The organism is Olivibacter sp. 47, assembly GCF_030372825.1.
Classification (GTDB): Bacteria; Bacteroidota; Bacteroidia; order Sphingobacteriales; family Sphingobacteriaceae; genus Olivibacter; species Olivibacter oleidegradans.
Genome location: NZ_JAUCNR010000001.1, coordinates 2,615,282 through 2,634,291 on the forward strand (window position 1 = coordinate 2,615,282; position 19,010 = coordinate 2,634,291).

Genomic DNA, 19,010 nt, shown 5'->3' on the forward strand with positions numbered 1-19,010 from the left:
CAATGGCTATTCATCCAAAGTAACTAGAGGCCGACTGCTTTAAGCCATGCTTGAGCCATTAGAGCCGCACCTGCCAAGCTGGGATGTACACCGTCGCCCGTCCAGTAATTTGCTGGAGCCTGTTTGATCGCTTCATCAAATACTTGTTGATAGGGAATAAAAACAGCATTGAATTCATTGGCGATTTCCTTTGCCGCCATTCTATATTCATTGAATTTAGGATACCATTCATCTGTTACTGCCCGAACATCCTTTACAGCAAAAGGTTCGCCTATGATCAGTTGCACTTCAGGTAATTCTTTTTTTGTTCGCACTAATAAACTTTTTAAATCTTTTTTGTAGGTGTCAATTGTTCCTTGATAGGGATTTTCTTTAGCAAGGGTGTGCCAATAATCGTTTACTCCTATTAAAATACTCAATACGTTCGGTTTTAACCTTAAGCAATCATCGTCCCATCGATCTGCTAATTGATAAACTTTGTTGCCACTAATGCCTTTATTAAAAATCTGAAGATTAAGCGAAGCTCTTTTTAACAATAGCTGTGAGGCAGCAACAAAGGAATAGCCGTTTCCAAGCGTTGCAGGATCATTGGCTTGCTCCTTCTTTTTGTCTCTACCGGCATCTGTTATGGAATCTCCTTGAAACAAAATGACATCATTTACGTTTAAGTTAATCGATGTTCCCTTTATACCGGCAGCAGCGACGATTTTAGGAAAGCTTAGTGCTACGGAGGTGCCAAGAGCCAAATTTTGAATAAATTTCCTTCTATTGGTCATAGATTTAAATTTAGTTAAGTAATGGTTAAAAAGTAAAAAAAATGTAACAGTTGAATTCAAAAGATATCAAACGAATGTTTAAAAGTAAGTCTTTTAGAATTAACACGAAGGAACAAAGATTAAAAAATTCACGAAAATATCATAAAAGGAAAAAAGACAAAAGAGGATTAACTTTTATGTTACTAAATCAGGAATTTATTCAATAAAAAACTACTTTTGCAAAAAAAGGCACTTGGCATCCTTTGTGCCCATAGCTGATAAATAGAACTAATGATTTCTAAGAAAATAGACCAAAAGCTTATTCAGCTGGGTAATGTACATCACTTTATCATGCGATTCTTCAAAGAGTTAGTTATGCCACCTTATGAATTTAAGGAGATCATAAATCAATGTTATGAAGTTGGTGTAAAATCTTTACCACTGATCTCTTTGACTGGTTTTATTACCGGTATTGTATTTACAAATCAATCGAGACCATCTTTAGAAGACTTCGGTGCGACGGCCATGCTACCGTCACTGATCGCTATTGCCATTGTACGTGCATTGGCGCCTTTGGTAACGGCCTTAATCGCTGCAGGGAAAGTAGGATCTAACATTGGCGCAGAGCTGGGGTCCATGAAGGTGACAGAACAAATCGATGCGATGGAAGTTTCGGGAACTAATCCATTTAAATTCCTAGTCGTGAGTAGGGTGCTGGCTACCACTATTATGATTCCTATTTTAAGCTGCTATACAGGGTTTGTTGGTCTTATGGGATCCTTTCTGAATGTCTATCAGCATGAATCCGTTAGCTTTATAAGCTTCTTCGATCAAGTGTTTGAAACGGTAACTTTCCTGGATATTTTTCAGGCAATTATAAAAGCTGCTTTTTTTGGTTTTACTATTGGCATTGTCGGTTGTTACCAAGGGTATAACTCTTCCAAGGGAACAGAAGGTGTAGGGAAAGCAGCCAACGCAGCGGTAGTCGCTTCCATGTTTCTCATTTTTATTGAGGAGCAATTAGTTGTAATGATTGTTCAAAGTATACGTGGATAAGAATGGAAAAGCAGCTATCTCATATTAATTACCAGAATCCCGTAATCAATATCTCAGGACTTCGTAAATCGTTCGGAGATCTACATGTGTTGCGAGGTGTAGACTTACAGTTGTTTGAAGGGGAGAATCTGGTGGTTTTAGGGCGGTCAGGTACCGGCAAATCAGTATTGATAAAAATTGTATCGGGCTTGCTTTCGGCAGATGAAGGAACAGTCAATGTTTTAGGACAAGAAGTAGGAGATCTCGATGAAAAAGAACTAATGGCTTTGCGGTTACGAATCGGTTTTTCTTTTCAAAACAGCGCGCTGTACGATAGCATGACCGTGCGTGAGAACCTTGAATTTCCTCTTGTTAGAAATAAACGTTCGTTAACGAGAGCGGAGATTGATAGAGAGGTACGTGAAGTGCTGGACTCCGTTGGTTTATTGCAGGCGTTGAATCAAATGCCGTCCGAATTATCAGGCGGGCAGCGCAAGCGAATAGGTATAGCTCGGACCTTAATCTTGCGACCGGATATTATGTTGTATGATGAACCGACAGCTGGTTTAGATCCGATAACCTGTACAGAGATCAATAATCTGATCAACGAAGTACAACAGATATATAAAACATCGTCCATTATTATTACACACGATCTTACCTGTGCAAAAGAGGTTGGTGATCGTATTGTTATGTTATTGGACGGAAAGTTTGAACGACAAGGCCGATTCAATGATATTTTTGATTCGGATGACGCACGTGTCAAAGCATTTTATGATTATAATTTTATTGCATAGTATATGGCTAATAATTCAGATAGTAAAAAGTCGGTTATTGTAGGTTTGTTTACCTTATTAGGGATTATATTTTTTGTTACGGCAATCTTCGTTCTTGGCGGAAATCAAAAGCGTTTTACAAAAACTATTGGGCTTAGAACAATATTAACTAACGCCGGAGGATTAAAAGCAGGGAACAACGTCTATTTCTCCGGTGTCAAAATCGGAACCATCAAGAATATCAAGTTAATTGAGAACTCGCATGTAGAGATTGATTTCAATATCGAGCAAAAATCACAGGATTATATCCGTAAAGACGCAGAAGTTCGTGTAAGTTCTGAAGGTTTTATCGGGAATAAGATTATTGTTATACAAGGGGGGAGTCCGAACGTTGCGGTAGTTGAAGAAGGTGATCTACTGCAATCGGTAAAAAGTATTGACACAGAAGAAATGATGGCTACTTTACAGGTGAACAATCAAAATCTGGTTGCCATTACCAGCGATGTAAAGAAGTTAAGCGAAAAAATAGCTAACGGGGAAGGAACAATTGGTGCTATCCTCACGGATTCAACCATGGCTCTTCAGGTAAGGGCGATCATGGCGAGTCTGACACAGACCGCTGCGAATACAGCTAAAGTATCTAGTGCTTTAAATGCTTTTACTACCAAATTGAATACGGAAGGTTCTTTAGCTAATGAGATTTTAACGGATACCAGTGTTTACCAAAGCCTACGCAGCTCAGCCGCGCAGTTACAAGGAGTTACGCAGAGTGCAGCAGCTTTGACCGCAAATCTTACCAAGGCAAGCGAAAAGATGAACAGTAAAGATAACACGTTAGGAGCGCTTTTAAATGATCAGGAAATGGCGGTTACCATGAAGCAGACCATGTGTAATTTGGAGGAAAGTACTGATAAGTTAAATCAAAACATGGAAGCACTTCAACATAATTTCTTGTTCAGAGGCTTCTTCAAAAAGCAAGCAAAGGAAAGAGAAAAAGAGGCAAAGGCCGCGCTGGAGAAAACGAATTAATCTACGGTATAGTTTACGCCGTTACGTGCGTTATTTAAATTTGTTTTCACCTTTTACCTCGGTTTTAAAGCTGTTAAATCGAGGTTTTACTATTTTTATACTCTGCTTGGACAACGCGATACTCGCATTGAGTTCAAAACCGATTAGCAAGATAAGCGAATTTAGGTATAACCAGATCATGATGACGATCAGCGTCCCTATTGAACCGTAGAGTTTATTATACGTGTTAAAGTTATTGATGTAGAAGGCAAAGCCCCAAAATGTAAGAGCGGCTAAGACAGTAGCTAAAGTAGCTCCGGGGCTAAAAAAGCTCCACTTTCTTGAGGAAGAGGGGCCATATTTGTAAAGAATACTGAGTGTGAAAAAGTAGATGCCCAATAATATAATCCAGCGTGTAATTCCGATAAGCCAAGTCCAAAAACCACCGGTAATTTCAATGGTGTTTTTTAAATGGTTGATAATAAAGGATGCCAGCGTAACGATACCCATCCCTATAGTCAATGCCATAATAATCATAATGGCCAATGCGAGTGCAACCAGTCGCTGTTTTACGAAGCTCCTACTTTCCAATACCAAGGAAGACTTATTGAAAGCTCGCATCAAGCTATGAATACCATTAGTGGCAAAAATCATAGCCATAAGGAAACCAAATGAGAGCAATCCGCTATTTTGATTAGTAACGATATCCAGTAAAGTAGATTCAATTGTTTTGTATGCATTTTCAGGTAAAATCATCTGCATAAATTCTAATAATTGCTCCTGAAAATCGTCGATGAATACCTTGATATAAGGAATAAGTGTAAACAGAAAAATGATACCCGGAAAAATGGCCAGCATAAAAGAGTAGGCCAGGGAGGAAGCTTTGTTTAGAAGTGATTCCCTGGCAATTTCCTGAAAAAAGAAAAGGCCTACTGTATAAAGAGGTAATTTGCCAAAACCAGGGAGCACGACGACCTTCGTCCACTCAATAAAAAGATAGTAGGGCTTTAGGTTTAGCAATTTTCGGTGTAACCAACTCATTTACCCTCCTCGAAATGTGGCGCTAATCGATTCTGAAAGTCTTGCGGAGGCAGGCACGGTTTATTCTTATCCATATCAATAAACACAAGTGTCGTGGCTCCTGTGTTGATTAACTCCATGCTTTCATTAAAAAGCTCATAGTCGAATTTAATCCGTAAAGACGGTTTACTTCGAATAGACACTTTTATAGTTAGCAATTCGTCGTATGTTGCCGGTTTAATATATTTACATGTTAAATCTAAAACAGGCATCATAACCCTTCTCGCTTCCATTTCTTTGTAGGAAGTGCCTAAGCTACGAAGCATTTCTACCCGCGCTACTTCATAGTATTCGGCATAATTGCCATAGTAGACGTAGCCCATTTGATCGGTTTCACCATATCTCACTCTTACTTGGGTTTCGAAGGTTAACATGTTTATCTTTTGATGTTTCGTTCGTTTAAAGCTTGTTGAAATTTCCTTGCATTAATCAAATGCTCGGCCTGATTAGTTGAAAAATTGTGATAACCCGAAAAATCTTCTTTTGCACACATGTAAATGTAATTGTGCTTTTGATAATTAAGAACTGCATCAATTGAGGCAATACTTGGCATCATTATCGGCCCGGGCGGCAAACCTTTATAAATGTAAGTGTTATAAGGAGAGTCTGTGCGTAAATGTCTATTTAGTACCCTCCGAATAGTAAAATCATTTGTAGCAAAAATCACCGTGGGATCAGCTTGGAGTAATATGCCTTTTTGTAATCTGTTCAAATATAAGCCTGCTATTTTAGGCATTTCGTCCGTATGTAACGCCTCGCCTTTTACAATGGATGCCAATATACTGACTTGGATGGGGGTTAAGTTAATAGACTCAGCTTTTTTCCTGCGTTCCTCAGTCCAAAAGTTATTATACTCCTTATTCATTCTGTCAAAAAAGTCATTGGCCGAGATATTCCAATACATTTCGTATGTATTTGGAATAAACATCGTGAAGAAGTTATCGGTATTGAATCCGTACTTAGCGGCTAGTGTGTCGCTGTCCAACAAGGTGATAAGGATAGAGGAATCGGGCTCTATTTGGGTGCCGATGTAGCCGGCAAACTGATCTTTTAATCGAATGTTTTGAAAACGTAATTTTACAGGTTCTTGGAATCCACCACCCAGCATATTAATTAGCGATCGGTTGTTCATGCCTCCTTTTAACTTGTATTTTCCCGGTTTGATGCGAGATGGATATTCCATTTTCTCTGCAGCCCACCGGAAACTGGCGGTATCCACCAAGATGTTTTTCTCTCCCAGCTCTTCCATTAAATTATCGAAGGAAGCCCCGGTTCTAACATATAGATATTCTTCTGATTCCGTTACATTAGGTGCAAAATATCTCTTATAGTAAGTATATGCAATAACACTACCTGCCAACAAAGCAATTAGTATGATGACGCTAATAATCCTTTTGCCTATTGACCTTTTCTTTGGTGTAGGAACTGTCTCCATGCTGCGATATTTAACAATTGTAAAGATTTAATTGCTCAAAGCTAAGTTTACGGGTGTGCCAATGCTCACTTTTTTCATGTTAGAAGTATCTGCTTCCGGTGTTTGGCTAACGACGCGCGCGCTAGCACTGTCTACAACGGGCCCCATATATTTTACAGTTCCTAACGTTAACGATGCCCCTTTTAGCGAGAATATAGCTTCATCAAGGGTGTATCCAACCAGATTAGGCACGGCTACTTCGCTATCACCCATTCCGTTCCCAAGAACCAAGTCAATTTTGCTACCCTTTGGAATTGGTTGACCGGCATTTATTTTTTGTCCTGCATATTTAACATCTAATACGCGATCACGAGCTATATCCGGTATATAAATAGTATCTCCCAATTTTAAGCCGTAATTATTCAACGTAGAAATGGCTTCCAGGAGTGCCATTTCTGTCAAATTAGGTAACTGGACCTCGGGAGCGTTTTTTGTAATAATTGTTAAATAAAGTGTCCGGTTTAATTTAACTTTCGTCCCTGGGTCTGGATCCTGTTCTATTACTAATCCTGGTTGCTTGTCTGCTTGGTAAACAGAATCAACTTGATATCGGAAGCCTTGGGCTTCCAGCTTTTCTATAGCATTTTCTATGCTTATCCCTTTTAGCGCTGGAACTTCTATTGATTCTCCGTGACGTGTATAAAACCTTAAGCTGTAAAAAAGTAAAAGAAGGAAAATCACACCGGATATAATGGCGATGATTAGATTCTTTCTGAATGTTTGGGTTCTTAAGTACTGAAAAAGTTTGTTCATCTAAGATGTCCTCGTTGAATTTTTAGCCTAATTCTAATACGTAAAAAGTATGCCAATTCTTGTAAGACGATGAATAAAGATAACAATATTCAATTATCTTTGCTGGTAATACTTTACTGATATATGAGCGCAAAAATAGCATTAATTACCGGTGGATTTACGGGTGAGATAGAAATTTCCTTAAAAAGTGCCGCTTTCGTTGAGCAGAAGCTGCAGACGAGTCGATTTGATGTTTATAAAATAATATTAACTCCTGAAAGCTGGTACCATGTAGATGATGCGGGGATTAAACATGAAGTAAACCGAAATGATTTTACCTTATCCCTTAAAGACGGCCTCGTTAAGTTTGACCTGGCATTTATTATGATCCATGGGTCACCTGGTGAAGATGGAAGGTTACAAGGTTATTTGGATATGATCGGACTAAAGTATACTTCTTGTGATACACTAACGTCGGCTTTGACAATGAATAAAGCTTATACTAAGTCTTTATTGCAGGGAATTGACGGTTTATATTTAGCTCCATCAGTTTGCTTTCCCCTGCCACGAGAGCGGTTAGTGAAATAAATGTTAAGAATGAGCTGAAGCTGCCCTATTTCGTAAAGCCAAATGGAGGAGGAAGTAGCATCGGTATGACGAAAGTAAAGCAACTTGACGAACTTTCGTCAGCTATTGATCGGGCATTGGGTACCGAGAATGCGGGGAAGCAGGTTCTAGTAGAAGAATTTGTTTCCGGGAGGGAGTTTTCTGTAGGTATTTATAATAGTAAAGCAGGGTTAAAAGTACTACCGGCAACAGAAGTCATCACTACACGGGAGTTCTTTGATTTTGAAGCTAAATACATCCCTGGGCTTACAAACGAAATTACACCGGCTGATTTAACGAATGAGCAGCAAGGTCGGGTAGAGCAATTGGTGAAGGAAGTTTATATTAGATTAAACTGTAAAGGATTGGTTCGCATTGATTTTTTTCTTGAAAGAGAAACCGATAAGTTTTATTTCATTGAAATCAACACGATTCCAGGGCAAACCGAAACAAGTTTTATACCACAGCAAGTTAGGGCTGCAGGTCTTCAGGAAACCGATTTTTATACAGAACTGATCGAACAGGCTTTGGTAGAATAGATGGAAAAACAACAATTGGCTAATTATTAATTAGCCAATTTCAAGATAGCTAAATCGAATATTTCTCCAGCATTTCCTCCGTTATGAAGGCTGATTTCCCTGATTTGAGATCAATCAGCGCATAATCGAACCAGCCATCGCAGGAAACTTTTCCTGAATCTTTAAATTTTATAGCAAAAGTTACCACACATCCTTTGTCTTTCATTTCATCTACACCTGTTTCAACAATGAAGTATTGCCCTAATTTTAGCGGACGTTTGTAGTTAACATGAGCCGTACGCACTACCCACCCAAAGCCTTGTTCCATAAACTCTTCCATGGTCATACCATAAAATAGTTCCATTTGCTCATACCTCGCCGCTAATACATAGTCAAAATACTTGCTGTTATGCACATGCTGAAACATGTCTATATCATCGGGCCGCACTTTAAATTCGCTCTCAAAGCGAGCATAGTTATTAATCATTCCCGCTAATATAGCGAAAATTTTGGCTTAATCAAGCATTTCTCAGTCTTAAGGGACAATTTAGGTAGAACTGTGCAGTAAATGATTTCTAATTATTTACTGCTTTATTTGGAAAGCAGGCGTATTTGTACTACCTTTGCAGCCAATTAATTTTTTTATTAACGCTTTAATATTATTCAGGTAATGTATTTAAGTAAAGAGTACAAAGAAGGGATTTTCGCAGAATTTGCAGGAAATGCTAAGAACACGGGTTCTACCGAAGGACAGGTAGCATTATTTACTAAACGTATTGCTCATTTAACTGAACATTTGAAAAAGAATCGTAAAGATTTTTCCACTCAGTTAGCTTTGCAGAAGTTGGTAGGTAAACGTCGTTCCTTATTGTCTTATTTGTATAAGAAAGATATCGAAAGATACCGTGCAATTATCAAAGCTTTGGAACTGAGAGATATTATAAAATAACTTTTGGTAAAAAGAACGAGGAAGCCATTACGTGTAACGTAATGGCTTCTTTGTTTAAACAGATTGTGGATACACTTGCTAATGTGTTCATTTTAACCGATCGGAATCTTATTCTTCACGCAGAGACGTCACCGGTTTAGCGCTAGCTGCTTGAATTACCTGAATGGAAATGGTAAGCAATGCAATTATAAGCACAGCCATTCCTGCTATAAAAAACATCCACCACCGGAGTTGAATGCTATAGGCAAAATTATTTAACCATTTGTTCATCCATATATATCCTAGGGGTATCGAAATAAAAAGGGAGATAACGACCAACTTCAAAAAATCTTTGGAAAGTAATCCAACGATACCACTTATAGTAGCTCCCATAATTCTTCTTATACCTATCTCCTTGATACGTTGTTCAATTGAGAATGTTACCAAGCCTAATAGCCCCAAACAAGAAATTACAATAGCCAATATCGCGAAAATAATAGCAAGTCTCGACGTGGTTAATTCACTTTTATACATGTTTTCATACTCTTGGTCGGCAAATTGATACATAAAGGGAAAGTTTGGATTTAATTCATTATATACTTTTTCCAGATTCGCCAAGGCGGTCGTTAACTGATTAGGTTTGGTGCGAACAATAATAAAACCAAAATACTCATATTCCTTTACGTCTAAGATTAGGGGTTTTATTGGGTCGTGAAGAGACTCCGTATGGAAATCCTTTAAAACACCAATGATATGTCCTCTTTTGTTCCAGGCCGATACCCATTTACCCAAAGGATCTTTATATCCCATTTGCCTTACGGCTTCTTCGTTTACCAAAAAAGCATCAGCAGAATCCGTTTGTATGTTTCTTGAAAAATTCCTTCCTTCTGTAATCGTTAACTTCATTAAGTTGACAAAGTCAAAACCGACAGAAGCTGGCTTGAACGCTACGGAAGCATTGTCGGGCTTCCCTTGCCAATCAATGGGTGTAGTGGTTTCGAAGCTCATTTCATGAGGTGCTTCTGAACTCCGATCAATCATACTAATACCAGGTAAATTTGATGCTTTCTGTTTAAATAATTGATATTTATCAAATTTAGAAAGCTCGCCTTCGATGCGAACATAGAGCAAATTTTCGCGATCATAACCTAAATTGTTATTTTTAATGAAAGATACTTGATTGGAAATAACAACTGTAGCGATAATCAGTAAAGAGGAGAGGCTGAATTGAAATATAGTGGTAGTCTTTCTAAACAGAATGGCTTTTTTTCCTGAACAGTTAATGCCTTTTACGATCTGAATAGGCTTAAGTGAAGATAAGTATAAGGCAGGGTACATGCCTGCAATGATACCTGTTATAAGAACTAGGCTGATGATTTCAATCCAAAAAGAAAGTTGAAAAAATGGGTAATCCATTTCTTTACCTGTCAACCCATTAAAGGTTGGTAATAAAATTAACAAAAGTATAGCGGACAATATTGTTGCCAAAGCACAACACAGGATGGATTCCCCAAAAAATTGACCTATCAGACTCGTCCGATTCGAACCAACTACTTTTCGAAGCCCTACCTCCTTTGCTCTCTTTACTGATCTGGCGGTAGCTAAATTCATAAAATTGATACACGCCAAAAGGAGAATAAAGATGGCTGCCCCTTTAAATAGTCGTATATATTCTATACGTCCACCGGTTGGTTCACCTTCAACAAAATGATTGAACAGGTATTGGTCGCCAAATCGTTGTAGACCCAGCCTGGTTTGAATACCTATTCGTTTTTCCAATTTCGTATCGAGCAGTAGCGATAATTTTTTCTCAGCCTGTTTTATATTAGTATCTTTTTTAAATTGAACATAGGTAAAAATATTATTGGAAGCCCATTCCAGTAAGCGCTTTTGCGCATCCCAATTAAAGACGTAATCGAACTGAAGCGAGCTTTCTTTCGGAATATTTTCGAATACCGCCGTCACAATAAAATTGTACTTATTTTCATAACGTAAACTTTTTCCCATTGCTTCCCGTGGACTTCCAAAAAGATTTCTGCCATTTTTCGAGAAATGGCAACACCATATAAGTTGTCCAACGCAGTTTCAGCCCGGCCTTCAATTAATGGAAAGCTAAACATTTTAAAGAAATCCTTGCTTGCTCGTGAACCGGCTAATTTCACTTTCTTTTCCCCTAGCTGAAAAGTTTCCAGGTGCCCCCATGGTAATTCATAGGCTGCGATATAAAATGAAAGATGCTCTATTTCAGGAATTTGCTCTTTTGCATCTTCCAGTAACAAAGTAACTTCTGTGCCATTACCGCGAAATGGGCTGGCATAGGTGGCTTCTTTTTTTCCGTCAGCGGTTGAAGTTATGTAGGTAGTGTAAAGTTTGCTTTGCTGTTCGTGAAAATTGTCTTTGCCCTGTTCATCCGATAGCCATAGCGAAATGAGTAGGTAACAAGTAATGCCCAAAGAAAGGCTCAAAATGTTGATGGCGCTCTGCACTTTGTGTTTGATGATATTTCGCCAAGCGGTTTTAAAATAACTTCTAATCATATTACGCATAAATTGGTATCTTTCAATAACTTTGTCTTATGAAGGCCAATTTATTAAGATTAAAATTGGACGAATGAACCAAGATCGATTCAAGTTCGTTCAACCTTGTTCAAATACGACCATTTTTCATAAATGATAGAAAATAAAGATAGATATAGGCTGGCTTGTTTACGTTTGATCGAAAAGAAAGTCGGTTGGGGTGATGGCTCACATTGGTCTAACGCTGATTTCGAAAAACTGAGCAATCTAATCTACGAGAAAACAAATGTATTATTAAGCGCAAGTACCCTAAAACGCGTTTGGGGAAGGGTCCGTTATGACGGAAAGCCGGCAATATCGACGTTAGATGCACTTGTGAATTTTATTGATTATGAAAATTGGCGAGCCTTTGTGGTACAATATGATGAACAAACAAAGCAGGAGACACCAACATCACCGCCTAAAGAAAGGAATGCCTCAAAGTTCAGAACAAGGCTGATATTGTCGTCGTTAATTGTATTAGTTGGTTTATCTGTGATTTTTTCGTTTTTGAACAGAAAAGAAGAAAAGGCAAAAACCAGTCATTTTACATTATCTGAAAAAGATTTTTCCTTTAGTAGCAAACCACTCACAAGAAGTATTCCCAATTCGGTCATTTTTACTTACGATGCTTCTAAGGCAATCGTTGATTCGGTCTTTATACAGCAGACTTGGGATGCAAACCGACGAGTTCAGGTTCCTAAGGACGGAAATACACACACCGCAGTTTATTATGAGCCGGGTTATTACACCGCGAAGCTGAGCATTGGAGACCAAGTTGTTAAGGAACATCCTTTGCTAGTTGCTACTGATGGCTGGCTAGCCACGATTGACCGTAAACCGATACCTATCTATTTAAAGAAAGAGTGGTACCTCAATAAAAACCAGCTAAGTATACCCGCTAGGATTGTCGAACATTCTAAAATAAGTTTACTCCCGAATCCACCTGTCGTCAAATTTTTTAATGTAGGAAACTTTGAACCTACTTCAGTGAGTGATTTTTCTTTTGAAGTTCAAGTTAAAAATGCTTTTAATGACGGCAGTTCTGCCTGTCAATTTTCTCATATTCTTCTTATCACTGATGCAATGCCCATTGCCATTCCACTTTCTATAAAAGGATGTGTGTCAGACTTGAATTTAATGACAGTCGATTCCGTGATCTCGGGCAAATATACAGATCTATCCAAATTTGGTGCTGATCTTTCAAATTGGGTTAAAGTAGCTTGCAGATCGGACGGAAAAGTATTACAGTTTCATGTAAATAATGAAAAAGCCTTTGAGGCGCCCTTAATTTCAAAGAATGCAAAAATTGTTGGCATGGCTTATACCTTTATGGGTACCGGTTCAGTCAAAGGCATCAAACTGTCGAATTCAAGCAAAATGCTTTATAAAGCATTTTAACACCTTTGCTAAACTGCCAACAAAATATTTCATTACGGAGTTTGTGCAACAATTAACCCCGACCTTATACGTTAAGCCTCTTTAAAGTCTGTAAATTTCCAAATACCTTCGTCATCCTGTTGATAAGAGACGTTGTATTTTCTTTTACCGATTTCTATTTCGAAAGAAAATGGTTTACCTTTTGAAAGTTCAGGCTTATGCTGATTGAGCCTTGCATCGGCAATTTCCTGAATTTGTTCTTTACTATATACTTGGTCCATACTATTTTGATTGATGTTGTTAGCTTATGAACAATTTTCGGCTGGTAATGTTGATTCTTTTTTAAAAAATACAACGTGAAAACAGCTACTATGCTCTGTGCGAGAGATTATTACAGATCATTAAATATACTTAATAACTGCTCCGCAATAAGCTGATTGCCTCGGTCCGAAGGGTGTAACCCATCGTAGGTCATGTTAATAGACTGGGGCGGATAAGGGTATTCATCTTCGTCAGCATTAAAAGGAATGTTAATATAATCAGGATATTTGAAATTTTTATAGGCGCCGTTAGTTTTATCCCTAAGTCTTTTATAATGGACTAAATTTGCTAAATCAAGTTGCTTATTATGAAATAAATCTATTACCTTGAATCCTTCCAGTTTACCGATGCTAATGATCGCGTTGGCAAATTGCTCTAAATGCTGTCCGTTTTTCTCTTTGTAAGAGCCCCAGGCATTATTATGCATATCGTTAATGTAGACGAAATCTGTTCGTTGCATGGGAGTAATTAGAATAATATCCGCTTTGCGATTTAACTGTTTGATTTTATCGGTTATTGTTTTAAATGCTCCAAATACAGTCGAATTTCCTGTTCCTTGCTGATAGTCCTTTAATGAACCAAGTGTGAGCCCCGCCCACCAATCATTCGTGCCTAAAAAAATAGTATAGACATCTGCTTTCACCAATCCGAGGTTTTCAATCTCCTGGGCTATACGTACAGCAGTCCATCCATTATGCCCCTGGTTAATATAACGAAGAGACGGCTTTTTTTCGGTAACATAAGTCATATAGCCTTTATGGACCCTATTGCCCGTCTCGTTTAAATGATCGTTCAAATAGGTAATGGAATCGCCCAAGGCTAACCATACCGTTTCTTTTTTTGTAAAGGAAGAATAGATAGTAAACACCATCAAAAGAGTCAGAAATCTTTTCATATATAATCGCATTGATTCAGTTTTAGGTGCATCGTTTTTTACTTAAGCCGATAAAGGTTGAGGTGTTATTCATTGTGTATGTCCCTACAGTTGGTGTAAGCATGCCACCAATCTTCCAACGACCGGATAACAGGCATAAGTGTTTTTCCAAGATCTGTTAACTTATATTCGACACGTGGAGGTGATTCAGCGTAAGCCTTTCTGCAAATAATGCCATCACGCTCCAATTCGCGTAACTGGGTGGTTAATGTTGCTTGCGTAACGTCCTCCATTTCCCGTCTCAATTCTCCAAATCTTTTAGGGCAGTTACTATAAATAGCATTAATAAGCAAAACCTTCCATTTTCCTCCAATTACCTTAAAAACATTTGTCACGGCACAGTTATTTTCTTTCGAACTTGTTTTTTTCTCATTTTCAAGATGCTCATTATCAATAATAGTATTCTTTTCCATACTTAGTATCGCTTACCAAACTACTTGTGTAATACGCTGAAATCCCTCACTTTCGATTTCTAAAGATAAGTAAATAAGAGCAATCTAATAGGCTTAACATACAAAATAGAAAGCTTCAAAACACTGTTATATGAATAAAATGAATAATAAGTGGTTTCTCCTTCTCATTGTTTCCTCAGCGATTTTTTTATCTGTCATCGACCTTTTTATCGTAAACGTTGCCGTACCCTCCATTAAAGAGGGGATTCGAGGATCGGACGGTGATATTCAATTGGTAATCGTATTGTATGTTATTGGTTATGCGTCGTTTCTTATAACGGGAGGTAGGGCTGGTGATTATTTTGGAAAGAAGCGTGTATTCATTGCGGGTATCTTAATTTTTACCATCGCTTCCTGTGCTTGCGGCTTTGCTCAAAATGCCTGGCAGTTAAATCTAAGTAGATTGGTGCAAGGAATAAGTGCTGCTTTTATGGTCCCTCAGGGTGTCGCTTTTATACCGGTGCTTTTTCCGGATCCCAAAGAGCGAGAGAAAGCTCTAGGTATTTATGGCAGTATTGCGGGCACGGCATCCGTCATCGGACAATTTTTGGGCGGTGTATTACCAGATACCCATTTCTTTGTTGCTGGCTGGCGTCTTATATTCTTGATTAATCTTCCAATTGGTCTTGTTGCCTCTTATATGGCTTATCGTTTTCTGTATAACGACAAAGAGAGGCCATCAATAGATAAGACTGCTCAAACGCACAAGAAAACAACCTTTAACTTTTCCGGGGTTGTGCTTCTTATGTTGGCTTTGATCGCTTTTATTTATCCGCTTATCCAAGGGCGCGAACTAAATTGGCCCAAATGGAGCATCTTTTTATTGATTCTGTCCATACCGATATTCTTGATTTTTGTTTATAATCAACGTCATTGCATGAGAATAAAGAAGGAGTCACTGATCCGTTTCGATTTATTTAGTAACAAGTATTTTACTATTGGGTTATTTGCTGCGATTTTTTATTATATGGTGCAAGATTCTTACTTTCTTATCAACGCGATGCATCTTCAAAAGGGCCTTCATGTAAGTTCTTCAATGACCGGGCTTTATTTCGTATTCCAAGGCCTCGGATATGTCATTGCTTCCTTTCTTTCAATAAAACTGGTACAACGTTTTGGTAAATGGGTGTTAATAGGAGGGATTTCCTGTATGATTGGTTCTCTTTTCTTGCATCTCTTGGTGCTACGAGACGGTAATCTGCAGACGATGAAAGTTCTCCCCGTGTTGTTTGTTTATGGACTGGGTTGTGGTTCGGTGCTACCAACCATGTTCACCCTGTCACTTAAGAGCATTGCTTCGCAATTTGCAGGCGCAGCATCAGGCCTCTATTTAACCGTTCAACAAATTTCGATTGCTCTAGGTGTAGGTGTTGTTGGCGGATTGTTTTTCAGTGTGTTAGACAACAGGGAGGCCGAAGCGTCCTACTTTCAGGCATACAGCATAACGACAATAGCGAATATATTGCTATTGGTGTTTGTTGCCTTAATATGCTCCTTGTTCCCGTCGCGTCCGTCACGTAGTTAATAATCTATATTGTATACCACCAAAACGTAATCGGTTGAATGGAGTTGATACATTGATGATAGCTATGAATATTGCGGCATTTACTCTAGAATAAAAATCTTCTTTTCAGGAAGACTAATGGCTATTTTTTTGCCCAACCAGTCAATGCTGGTCTTACCTTCATAAATCAAACCTTCTACAAAAGATACCTTCGGTGCTTTTATATGGGCGGTATTATTTGCTGTTTTGATTGACTCAATGGAACCGATAAAAAATCGATTGGTTTTAAGTGAATCAAATTCACTTTTTTTAGCATAGCTCTCAAACTGATTGCTATCTAATTCAAGTGTTTTCATGAATTTTGAGTGAATCCAAAATGAGTTTTGACCCGCTCCCGCATCCAGCGCCACTTGGATCGTTATCTTATTGTTCAATGTTACATATGTGAAAATATCTAAAGCCTTATCTGCATGGTTTGCTATTTGAATATCAATATACTTTTTTTTATCCTTTATATCCAGCTCGCCTAAAGAGATTGTCTTATTTTTATAGTCAATGGTAATGGGAGTATTCTGAAAAGCTTGAAGTGAAATCAAACCATCAATCCCATCCAGCGTTAAGTCGAACGTACTGTAAATTTGATTTTCGAATAGTTGATTGCCAATCCTTAAATCTTTGGCATAATAAATTGGTGTTGTTATAGCTTCGCCGGTTGCCCGATGAGCGACGAAGATATTATAAGAATCTTTTACTTGCAGCTTTTTGGCGAAATCTTTAAAAAACAGATGAAGGCCGGCACCGGTATCGAAGATGAATTTTCCTTTAATGCCATTCACCGTTGCCTCGATCACAAGGTGTCCGGAAGAAGTCAACGTAAAAGGAAGAATGTCTTTTGTTTGTGATCGAGCAATTAAGCCATTTAATAACAATAATAAGATCAGGATTCTTTTCATACTATGCGGAAATACTTATTTTTTTAAGAGGGCCATTCCTCGTGATGTAGGCCAAACCTCCTCGAAACCATATTGAGCGTATAGCTTATAAGCGTCGCCATCTGCCACTAAGCTAATATAACAAGAAGCAGGCAATGCATTGTCTATATATTCTTTTAGTTTCTTCATAATCCGCTTACCTAATCCGTTTTTCTGATGGGAGGGAAGTACACAAATATCAACGATTTGGCAATGGCATCCTTTATCGCCAATAATACGCCCCATACCCACCGGTTGATTATTATCGATATCTAACGCGATTACCGAACAAATTGAGTTTGCCAATCCTATTTGAGCTGCTTCCAATGTCTTGGCACTTAAGCCGCTTGCGGTTCGTAGGTGAATATAAGTGATGGGATCAAGGTCACCAAAGTCAACTAAATAGTTATCTGCTTTCATCTTTTTCAAACTTAACAAAAGGGTTGTTAATAAGCAATTGGAGGACTATAAAGCTATTGTTTTTTTGGGGACTTGGTTAATTGAAGTCTATATACATAGATTGAAAATTGATAGTCATTTTATTAAATTGATTTATAATGTCTTGACCGATGTTGCCATAAAAATGCGCATCAAAGTCGCCAACAGATTCGGTTAACACCGGCAAATTAGCAAGTGCCACTTTTTTGCCCTGAATAGTAAAAGTTGACAAAGGTATTTTGTAGACCTCAATTTTATGCACACCGCCTGCGCCGCCTCTACCGATACTGTCGATCTTGCCTTCGCTTTCCACTTTTGATTTGTTAGCATCATAATATTTTTTAAAGAGCTCTGTTTTCATTGCTCCGGTGTCGAAGTGGCAAAGTAAGGTGTCATCTCCTACTTGCAATTGAATAACCGGAGTTAGCTCGTCTAAGAATAGGTTTTGACCAACATTGTTAGAAACAGATGGAGGGATATAAAATTGGCCATCTCGTGCAATTTGTACTTCCCGTAAAAGGTTCATTACCGGAAATCCGATAATCCCGTGAATAGCAAAGTCGAGTTGAGGGAATTGCAAGTTTTTATCAGGAAGAACTAAAAAAACCACATTTTTTAACTCAGTTTTATCAATAAAAATACTTGGTGCAATGGCGAGCATAGCTTGGTTTTGTATGGAAGTGCTACTTCCCAAATCGATGCTTGTTGCTATGATTTTCAATTTCAGCTTTTGCGCATAACTTAAACTAATAGTAGATAAGTTCGCGCCTGTATCAAACACGAAATCGCTCACTTGATTTCCTATGCGGATCGGAATATTCATTAACCCTATTTTGTCTCTCGTCCATTTTACACGACTTTCTACTTTCGTAATCTGCTGAGGGGGGACATTCTCCAGTGCACGCCATAGTTTTATTGTATTTTTCAAATCGGCAACTTTGGCTGAGTCTAAAAAAGTGCTATAAGAAGCAAGGATTTGCTCGCCCACTTTTGCCGCTTTGCGATACGCATTCAATTTAACGAAATTGTCCATCTGTACGTTTAATAATGGAGGTGCAGTCTGCGGTGTCAGTTCACTTTTATGGTATTTTAGTAGACTTTCAATTTTTTTCGCAGATTGTGTACATCGGTTTGAAGCATTGTCAATAAATGCTCCGTAATATAGGCTATTGAGTTCAGAAAGCGTGTCCTTTTGTTGTCTGTAGCTTGCTTCTAGTTTTAAAAAGTCTTTCTCCTGAAGAAATTTTTCAAGAACTGACGTTCCCGTCTGTTGAGCGAGTGCATAGTTACTAAGGGAGAGAAAAAAAATTGAGAGCCATTGTATTTTCATTGCCTTGAATCGATGTTTTGAACTAATTGCCTTAAGACGTAGAAATACCCTAAAAGGTTGCATAACTCGCTAATTTTTCTGATACGAATTAGCTGAAAGTAAGAGGTTATCGGTTGAGAAACTAGGCAGCGGATCCTGCTGAGTGCTTGAGGGGTTATACTGATGTAAACAGCCAAAAGAGCTGACTCGTCTAAATCGCGCTGATGATTTGTT

The 19,010-nt window shown here is 38.3% G+C and carries 22 protein-coding genes; 8 read left to right on the top strand and 14 right to left on the bottom strand.

What is annotated here, in order from left to right:
* Positions 1-23: 23 nt before the first annotated feature.
* Complete coding sequence (locus QT327_RS11290; RefSeq protein ID WP_013666331.1) at positions 24-776, bottom strand: SGNH/GDSL hydrolase family protein; 753 nt, start codon at positions 774-776, stop codon at positions 24-26.
* 270 nt (positions 777-1,046) lie between these two features.
* Between QT327_RS11290 and QT327_RS11295 the strand changes: the two genes are divergently transcribed.
* The 3 genes from QT327_RS11295 to QT327_RS11305 are packed head-to-tail and all read left to right on the top strand — an operon-like array spanning position 1,047 to position 3,595.
* On the top strand, positions 1,047-1,811 hold the full coding sequence (locus tag QT327_RS11295) for an MlaE family ABC transporter permease (RefSeq protein WP_013666332.1): 765 nt from the start codon (positions 1,047-1,049) through the stop codon (positions 1,809-1,811).
* 2 nt (positions 1,812-1,813) lie between these two features.
* Complete coding sequence (locus tag QT327_RS11300) at positions 1,814-2,587, top strand: ABC transporter ATP-binding protein (RefSeq protein WP_013666333.1); 774 nt, start codon at positions 1,814-1,816, stop codon at positions 2,585-2,587.
* Between the two features lie 3 nt (positions 2,588-2,590).
* Complete coding sequence (locus tag QT327_RS11305; RefSeq protein ID WP_013666334.1) at positions 2,591-3,595, top strand: MlaD family protein; 1,005 nt, start codon at positions 2,591-2,593, stop codon at positions 3,593-3,595.
* A gap of 30 nt (positions 3,596-3,625) precedes the next feature.
* Here the strand turns inward: QT327_RS11305 and QT327_RS11310 are convergent, their stop codons facing one another.
* Genes QT327_RS11310 through QT327_RS11325 form a run of 4 tightly spaced genes read right to left on the bottom strand, consistent with a single transcriptional unit; the run spans position 3,626 to position 6,881 of the window.
* The gene (locus QT327_RS11310; RefSeq protein ID WP_130857382.1) at positions 3,626-4,615 is read right to left on the bottom strand and encodes a YihY/virulence factor BrkB family protein; all 990 of its coding nucleotides are present in this window, start codon (positions 4,613-4,615) and stop codon (positions 3,626-3,628) included.
* Positions 4,612-5,028, bottom strand: coding sequence for an acyl-CoA thioesterase (locus QT327_RS11315; protein ID WP_130857383.1), 417 nt, complete (start codon positions 5,026-5,028; stop codon positions 4,612-4,614). The genes QT327_RS11310 and QT327_RS11315 overlap by 4 nt, the downstream gene beginning before the upstream one ends.
* Before the next feature lie 2 nt (positions 5,029-5,030).
* On the bottom strand, positions 5,031-6,089 hold the full coding sequence (gene mltG, locus QT327_RS11320; RefSeq protein ID WP_130857384.1) for an endolytic transglycosylase MltG: 1,059 nt from the start codon (positions 6,087-6,089) through the stop codon (positions 5,031-5,033).
* Between the two features lie 27 nt (positions 6,090-6,116).
* Positions 6,117-6,881, bottom strand: coding sequence for a PASTA domain-containing protein (locus tag QT327_RS11325; RefSeq protein ID WP_130857385.1), 765 nt, complete (start codon positions 6,879-6,881; stop codon positions 6,117-6,119).
* A 123-nt stretch (positions 6,882-7,004) separates the two neighbouring features.
* On the opposite strand from QT327_RS11325, the gene QT327_RS28210 reads away from it, so the two are divergent.
* Together QT327_RS28210 and QT327_RS28215 are read left to right on the top strand one after the other, a co-directional pair.
* Positions 7,005-7,448, top strand: coding sequence for a D-alanine--D-alanine ligase (locus tag QT327_RS28210; protein ID WP_354004765.1), 444 nt, complete (start codon positions 7,005-7,007; stop codon positions 7,446-7,448).
* The gene (locus tag QT327_RS28215) at positions 7,412-8,005 is read left to right on the top strand and encodes a D-alanine--D-alanine ligase family protein (RefSeq protein WP_354004766.1); all 594 of its coding nucleotides are present in this window, start codon (positions 7,412-7,414) and stop codon (positions 8,003-8,005) included. The genes QT327_RS28210 and QT327_RS28215 overlap by 37 nt, the downstream gene beginning before the upstream one ends.
* Before the next feature lie 49 nt (positions 8,006-8,054).
* Here the strand turns inward: QT327_RS28215 and QT327_RS11335 are convergent, their stop codons facing one another.
* Complete coding sequence (locus QT327_RS11335) at positions 8,055-8,471, bottom strand: acyl-CoA thioesterase (RefSeq protein ID WP_130857387.1); 417 nt, start codon at positions 8,469-8,471, stop codon at positions 8,055-8,057.
* A 183-nt stretch (positions 8,472-8,654) separates the two neighbouring features.
* Between QT327_RS11335 and rpsO the strand changes: the two genes are divergently transcribed.
* Positions 8,655-8,933, top strand: a complete 279-nt coding sequence (gene rpsO, locus QT327_RS11340; protein WP_013666341.1) for a 30S ribosomal protein S15 — start codon at positions 8,655-8,657, stop codon at positions 8,931-8,933.
* Positions 8,934-9,041: 108 nt separating this feature from the next.
* Here rpsO and QT327_RS11345 read toward each other — a convergent pair whose 3' ends face one another.
* Both QT327_RS11345 and QT327_RS11350 read right to left on the bottom strand, forming a co-directional pair.
* A complete protein-coding gene (locus tag QT327_RS11345) occupies positions 9,042-10,919 on the bottom strand; it encodes an ABC transporter permease (protein ID WP_289552932.1) in 1,878 nt (625 codons plus the stop codon).
* The gene (locus QT327_RS11350; protein ID WP_289552934.1) at positions 10,874-11,458 is read right to left on the bottom strand and encodes an ABC transporter permease; all 585 of its coding nucleotides are present in this window, start codon (positions 11,456-11,458) and stop codon (positions 10,874-10,876) included. The genes QT327_RS11345 and QT327_RS11350 overlap by 46 nt, the downstream gene beginning before the upstream one ends.
* Before the next feature lie 123 nt (positions 11,459-11,581).
* On the opposite strand from QT327_RS11350, the gene QT327_RS11355 reads away from it, so the two are divergent.
* Positions 11,582-12,868, top strand: a complete 1,287-nt coding sequence (locus QT327_RS11355; RefSeq protein WP_289552935.1) for a hypothetical protein — start codon at positions 11,582-11,584, stop codon at positions 12,866-12,868.
* A 71-nt stretch (positions 12,869-12,939) separates the two neighbouring features.
* Here QT327_RS11355 and QT327_RS11360 read toward each other — a convergent pair whose 3' ends face one another.
* From QT327_RS11360 to QT327_RS11370, 3 genes are all read right to left on the bottom strand, one after another.
* A complete protein-coding gene (locus tag QT327_RS11360) occupies positions 12,940-13,128 on the bottom strand; it encodes a hypothetical protein (RefSeq protein ID WP_013666343.1) in 189 nt (62 codons plus the stop codon).
* Positions 13,129-13,238: 110 nt separating this feature from the next.
* The gene (locus QT327_RS11365) at positions 13,239-14,063 is read right to left on the bottom strand and encodes an SGNH/GDSL hydrolase family protein (protein WP_165447034.1); all 825 of its coding nucleotides are present in this window, start codon (positions 14,061-14,063) and stop codon (positions 13,239-13,241) included.
* 65 nt (positions 14,064-14,128) lie between these two features.
* Positions 14,129-14,515, bottom strand: a complete 387-nt coding sequence (locus tag QT327_RS11370; protein ID WP_013666345.1) for a winged helix-turn-helix transcriptional regulator — start codon at positions 14,513-14,515, stop codon at positions 14,129-14,131.
* A gap of 130 nt (positions 14,516-14,645) precedes the next feature.
* Here QT327_RS11370 and QT327_RS11375 point away from each other — a divergent pair, with 130 nt between their 5' ends.
* Entirely contained in the window at positions 14,646-16,079 is a 1,434-nt protein-coding gene (locus tag QT327_RS11375; protein WP_289552936.1) for an MFS transporter, read from the top strand.
* A gap of 80 nt (positions 16,080-16,159) precedes the next feature.
* On the opposite strand, the gene QT327_RS11380 is transcribed toward QT327_RS11375, so the two are convergent.
* The 3 genes from QT327_RS11380 to QT327_RS11390 all read right to left on the bottom strand — a co-directional run bounded on the left by QT327_RS11380 (position 16,160) and on the right by QT327_RS11390 (position 18,797).
* Positions 16,160-17,011: a retropepsin-like aspartic protease gene (locus QT327_RS11380; RefSeq protein WP_130857393.1), complete on the bottom strand. Its 852-nt coding sequence runs from the start codon at positions 17,009-17,011 to the stop codon at positions 16,160-16,162.
* A 15-nt stretch (positions 17,012-17,026) separates the two neighbouring features.
* Complete coding sequence (locus tag QT327_RS11385) at positions 17,027-17,449, bottom strand: GNAT family N-acetyltransferase (RefSeq protein ID WP_013666348.1); 423 nt, start codon at positions 17,447-17,449, stop codon at positions 17,027-17,029.
* Between the two features lie 76 nt (positions 17,450-17,525).
* On the bottom strand, positions 17,526-18,797 hold the full coding sequence (locus QT327_RS11390) for a retropepsin-like aspartic protease (RefSeq protein ID WP_165447035.1): 1,272 nt from the start codon (positions 18,795-18,797) through the stop codon (positions 17,526-17,528).
* Between the last annotated feature and the right edge of the window lie 213 nt (positions 18,798-19,010).

What these genes read in the sequence shown, in the direction of transcription:
- QT327_RS11290 (WP_013666331.1), bottom strand. Translation starts at nt 776, where the DNA reads ATGACCAATAGAAGGAAATTTATTCAAAATTTGGCTCTTGGCACCTCC.
- QT327_RS11295 (WP_013666332.1), top strand. Translation starts at nt 1,047, where the DNA reads ATGATTTCTAAGAAAATAGACCAAAAGCTTATTCAGCTGGGTAATGTA.
- QT327_RS11300 (WP_013666333.1), top strand. Translation starts at nt 1,814, where the DNA reads ATGGAAAAGCAGCTATCTCATATTAATTACCAGAATCCCGTAATCAAT.
- QT327_RS11305 (WP_013666334.1), top strand. Translation starts at nt 2,591, where the DNA reads ATGGCTAATAATTCAGATAGTAAAAAGTCGGTTATTGTAGGTTTGTTT.
- QT327_RS11310 (WP_130857382.1), bottom strand. Translation starts at nt 4,615, where the DNA reads ATGAGTTGGTTACACCGAAAATTGCTAAACCTAAAGCCCTACTATCTT.
- QT327_RS11315 (WP_130857383.1), bottom strand. Translation starts at nt 5,028, where the DNA reads ATGTTAACCTTCGAAACCCAAGTAAGAGTGAGATATGGTGAAACCGAT.
- mltG (WP_130857384.1), bottom strand. Translation starts at nt 6,089, where the DNA reads ATGGAGACAGTTCCTACACCAAAGAAAAGGTCAATAGGCAAAAGGATT.
- QT327_RS11325 (WP_130857385.1), bottom strand. Translation starts at nt 6,881, where the DNA reads ATGAACAAACTTTTTCAGTACTTAAGAACCCAAACATTCAGAAAGAAT.
- QT327_RS28210 (WP_354004765.1), top strand. Translation starts at nt 7,005, where the DNA reads ATGAGCGCAAAAATAGCATTAATTACCGGTGGATTTACGGGTGAGATA.
- QT327_RS11335 (WP_130857387.1), bottom strand. Translation starts at nt 8,471, where the DNA reads ATGATTAATAACTATGCTCGCTTTGAGAGCGAATTTAAAGTGCGGCCC.
- rpsO (WP_013666341.1), top strand. Translation starts at nt 8,655, where the DNA reads ATGTATTTAAGTAAAGAGTACAAAGAAGGGATTTTCGCAGAATTTGCA.
- QT327_RS11345 (WP_289552932.1), bottom strand. Translation starts at nt 10,919, where the DNA reads ATGGGAAAAAGTTTACGTTATGAAAATAAGTACAATTTTATTGTGACG.
- QT327_RS11350 (WP_289552934.1), bottom strand. Translation starts at nt 11,458, where the DNA reads ATGCGTAATATGATTAGAAGTTATTTTAAAACCGCTTGGCGAAATATC.
- QT327_RS11355 (WP_289552935.1), top strand. Translation starts at nt 11,582, where the DNA reads ATGATAGAAAATAAAGATAGATATAGGCTGGCTTGTTTACGTTTGATC.
- QT327_RS11360 (WP_013666343.1), bottom strand. Translation starts at nt 13,128, where the DNA reads ATGGACCAAGTATATAGTAAAGAACAAATTCAGGAAATTGCCGATGCA.
- QT327_RS11365 (WP_165447034.1), bottom strand. Translation starts at nt 14,063, where the DNA reads ATGAAAAGATTTCTGACTCTTTTGATGGTGTTTACTATCTATTCTTCC.
- QT327_RS11370 (WP_013666345.1), bottom strand. Translation starts at nt 14,515, where the DNA reads ATGGAAAAGAATACTATTATTGATAATGAGCATCTTGAAAATGAGAAA.
- QT327_RS11375 (WP_289552936.1), top strand. Translation starts at nt 14,646, where the DNA reads ATGAATAAAATGAATAATAAGTGGTTTCTCCTTCTCATTGTTTCCTCA.
- QT327_RS11380 (WP_130857393.1), bottom strand. Translation starts at nt 17,011, where the DNA reads ATGAAAAGAATCCTGATCTTATTATTGTTATTAAATGGCTTAATTGCT.
- QT327_RS11385 (WP_013666348.1), bottom strand. Translation starts at nt 17,449, where the DNA reads ATGAAAGCAGATAACTATTTAGTTGACTTTGGTGACCTTGATCCCATC.
- QT327_RS11390 (WP_165447035.1), bottom strand. Translation starts at nt 18,797, where the DNA reads ATGAAAATACAATGGCTCTCAATTTTTTTTCTCTCCCTTAGTAACTAT.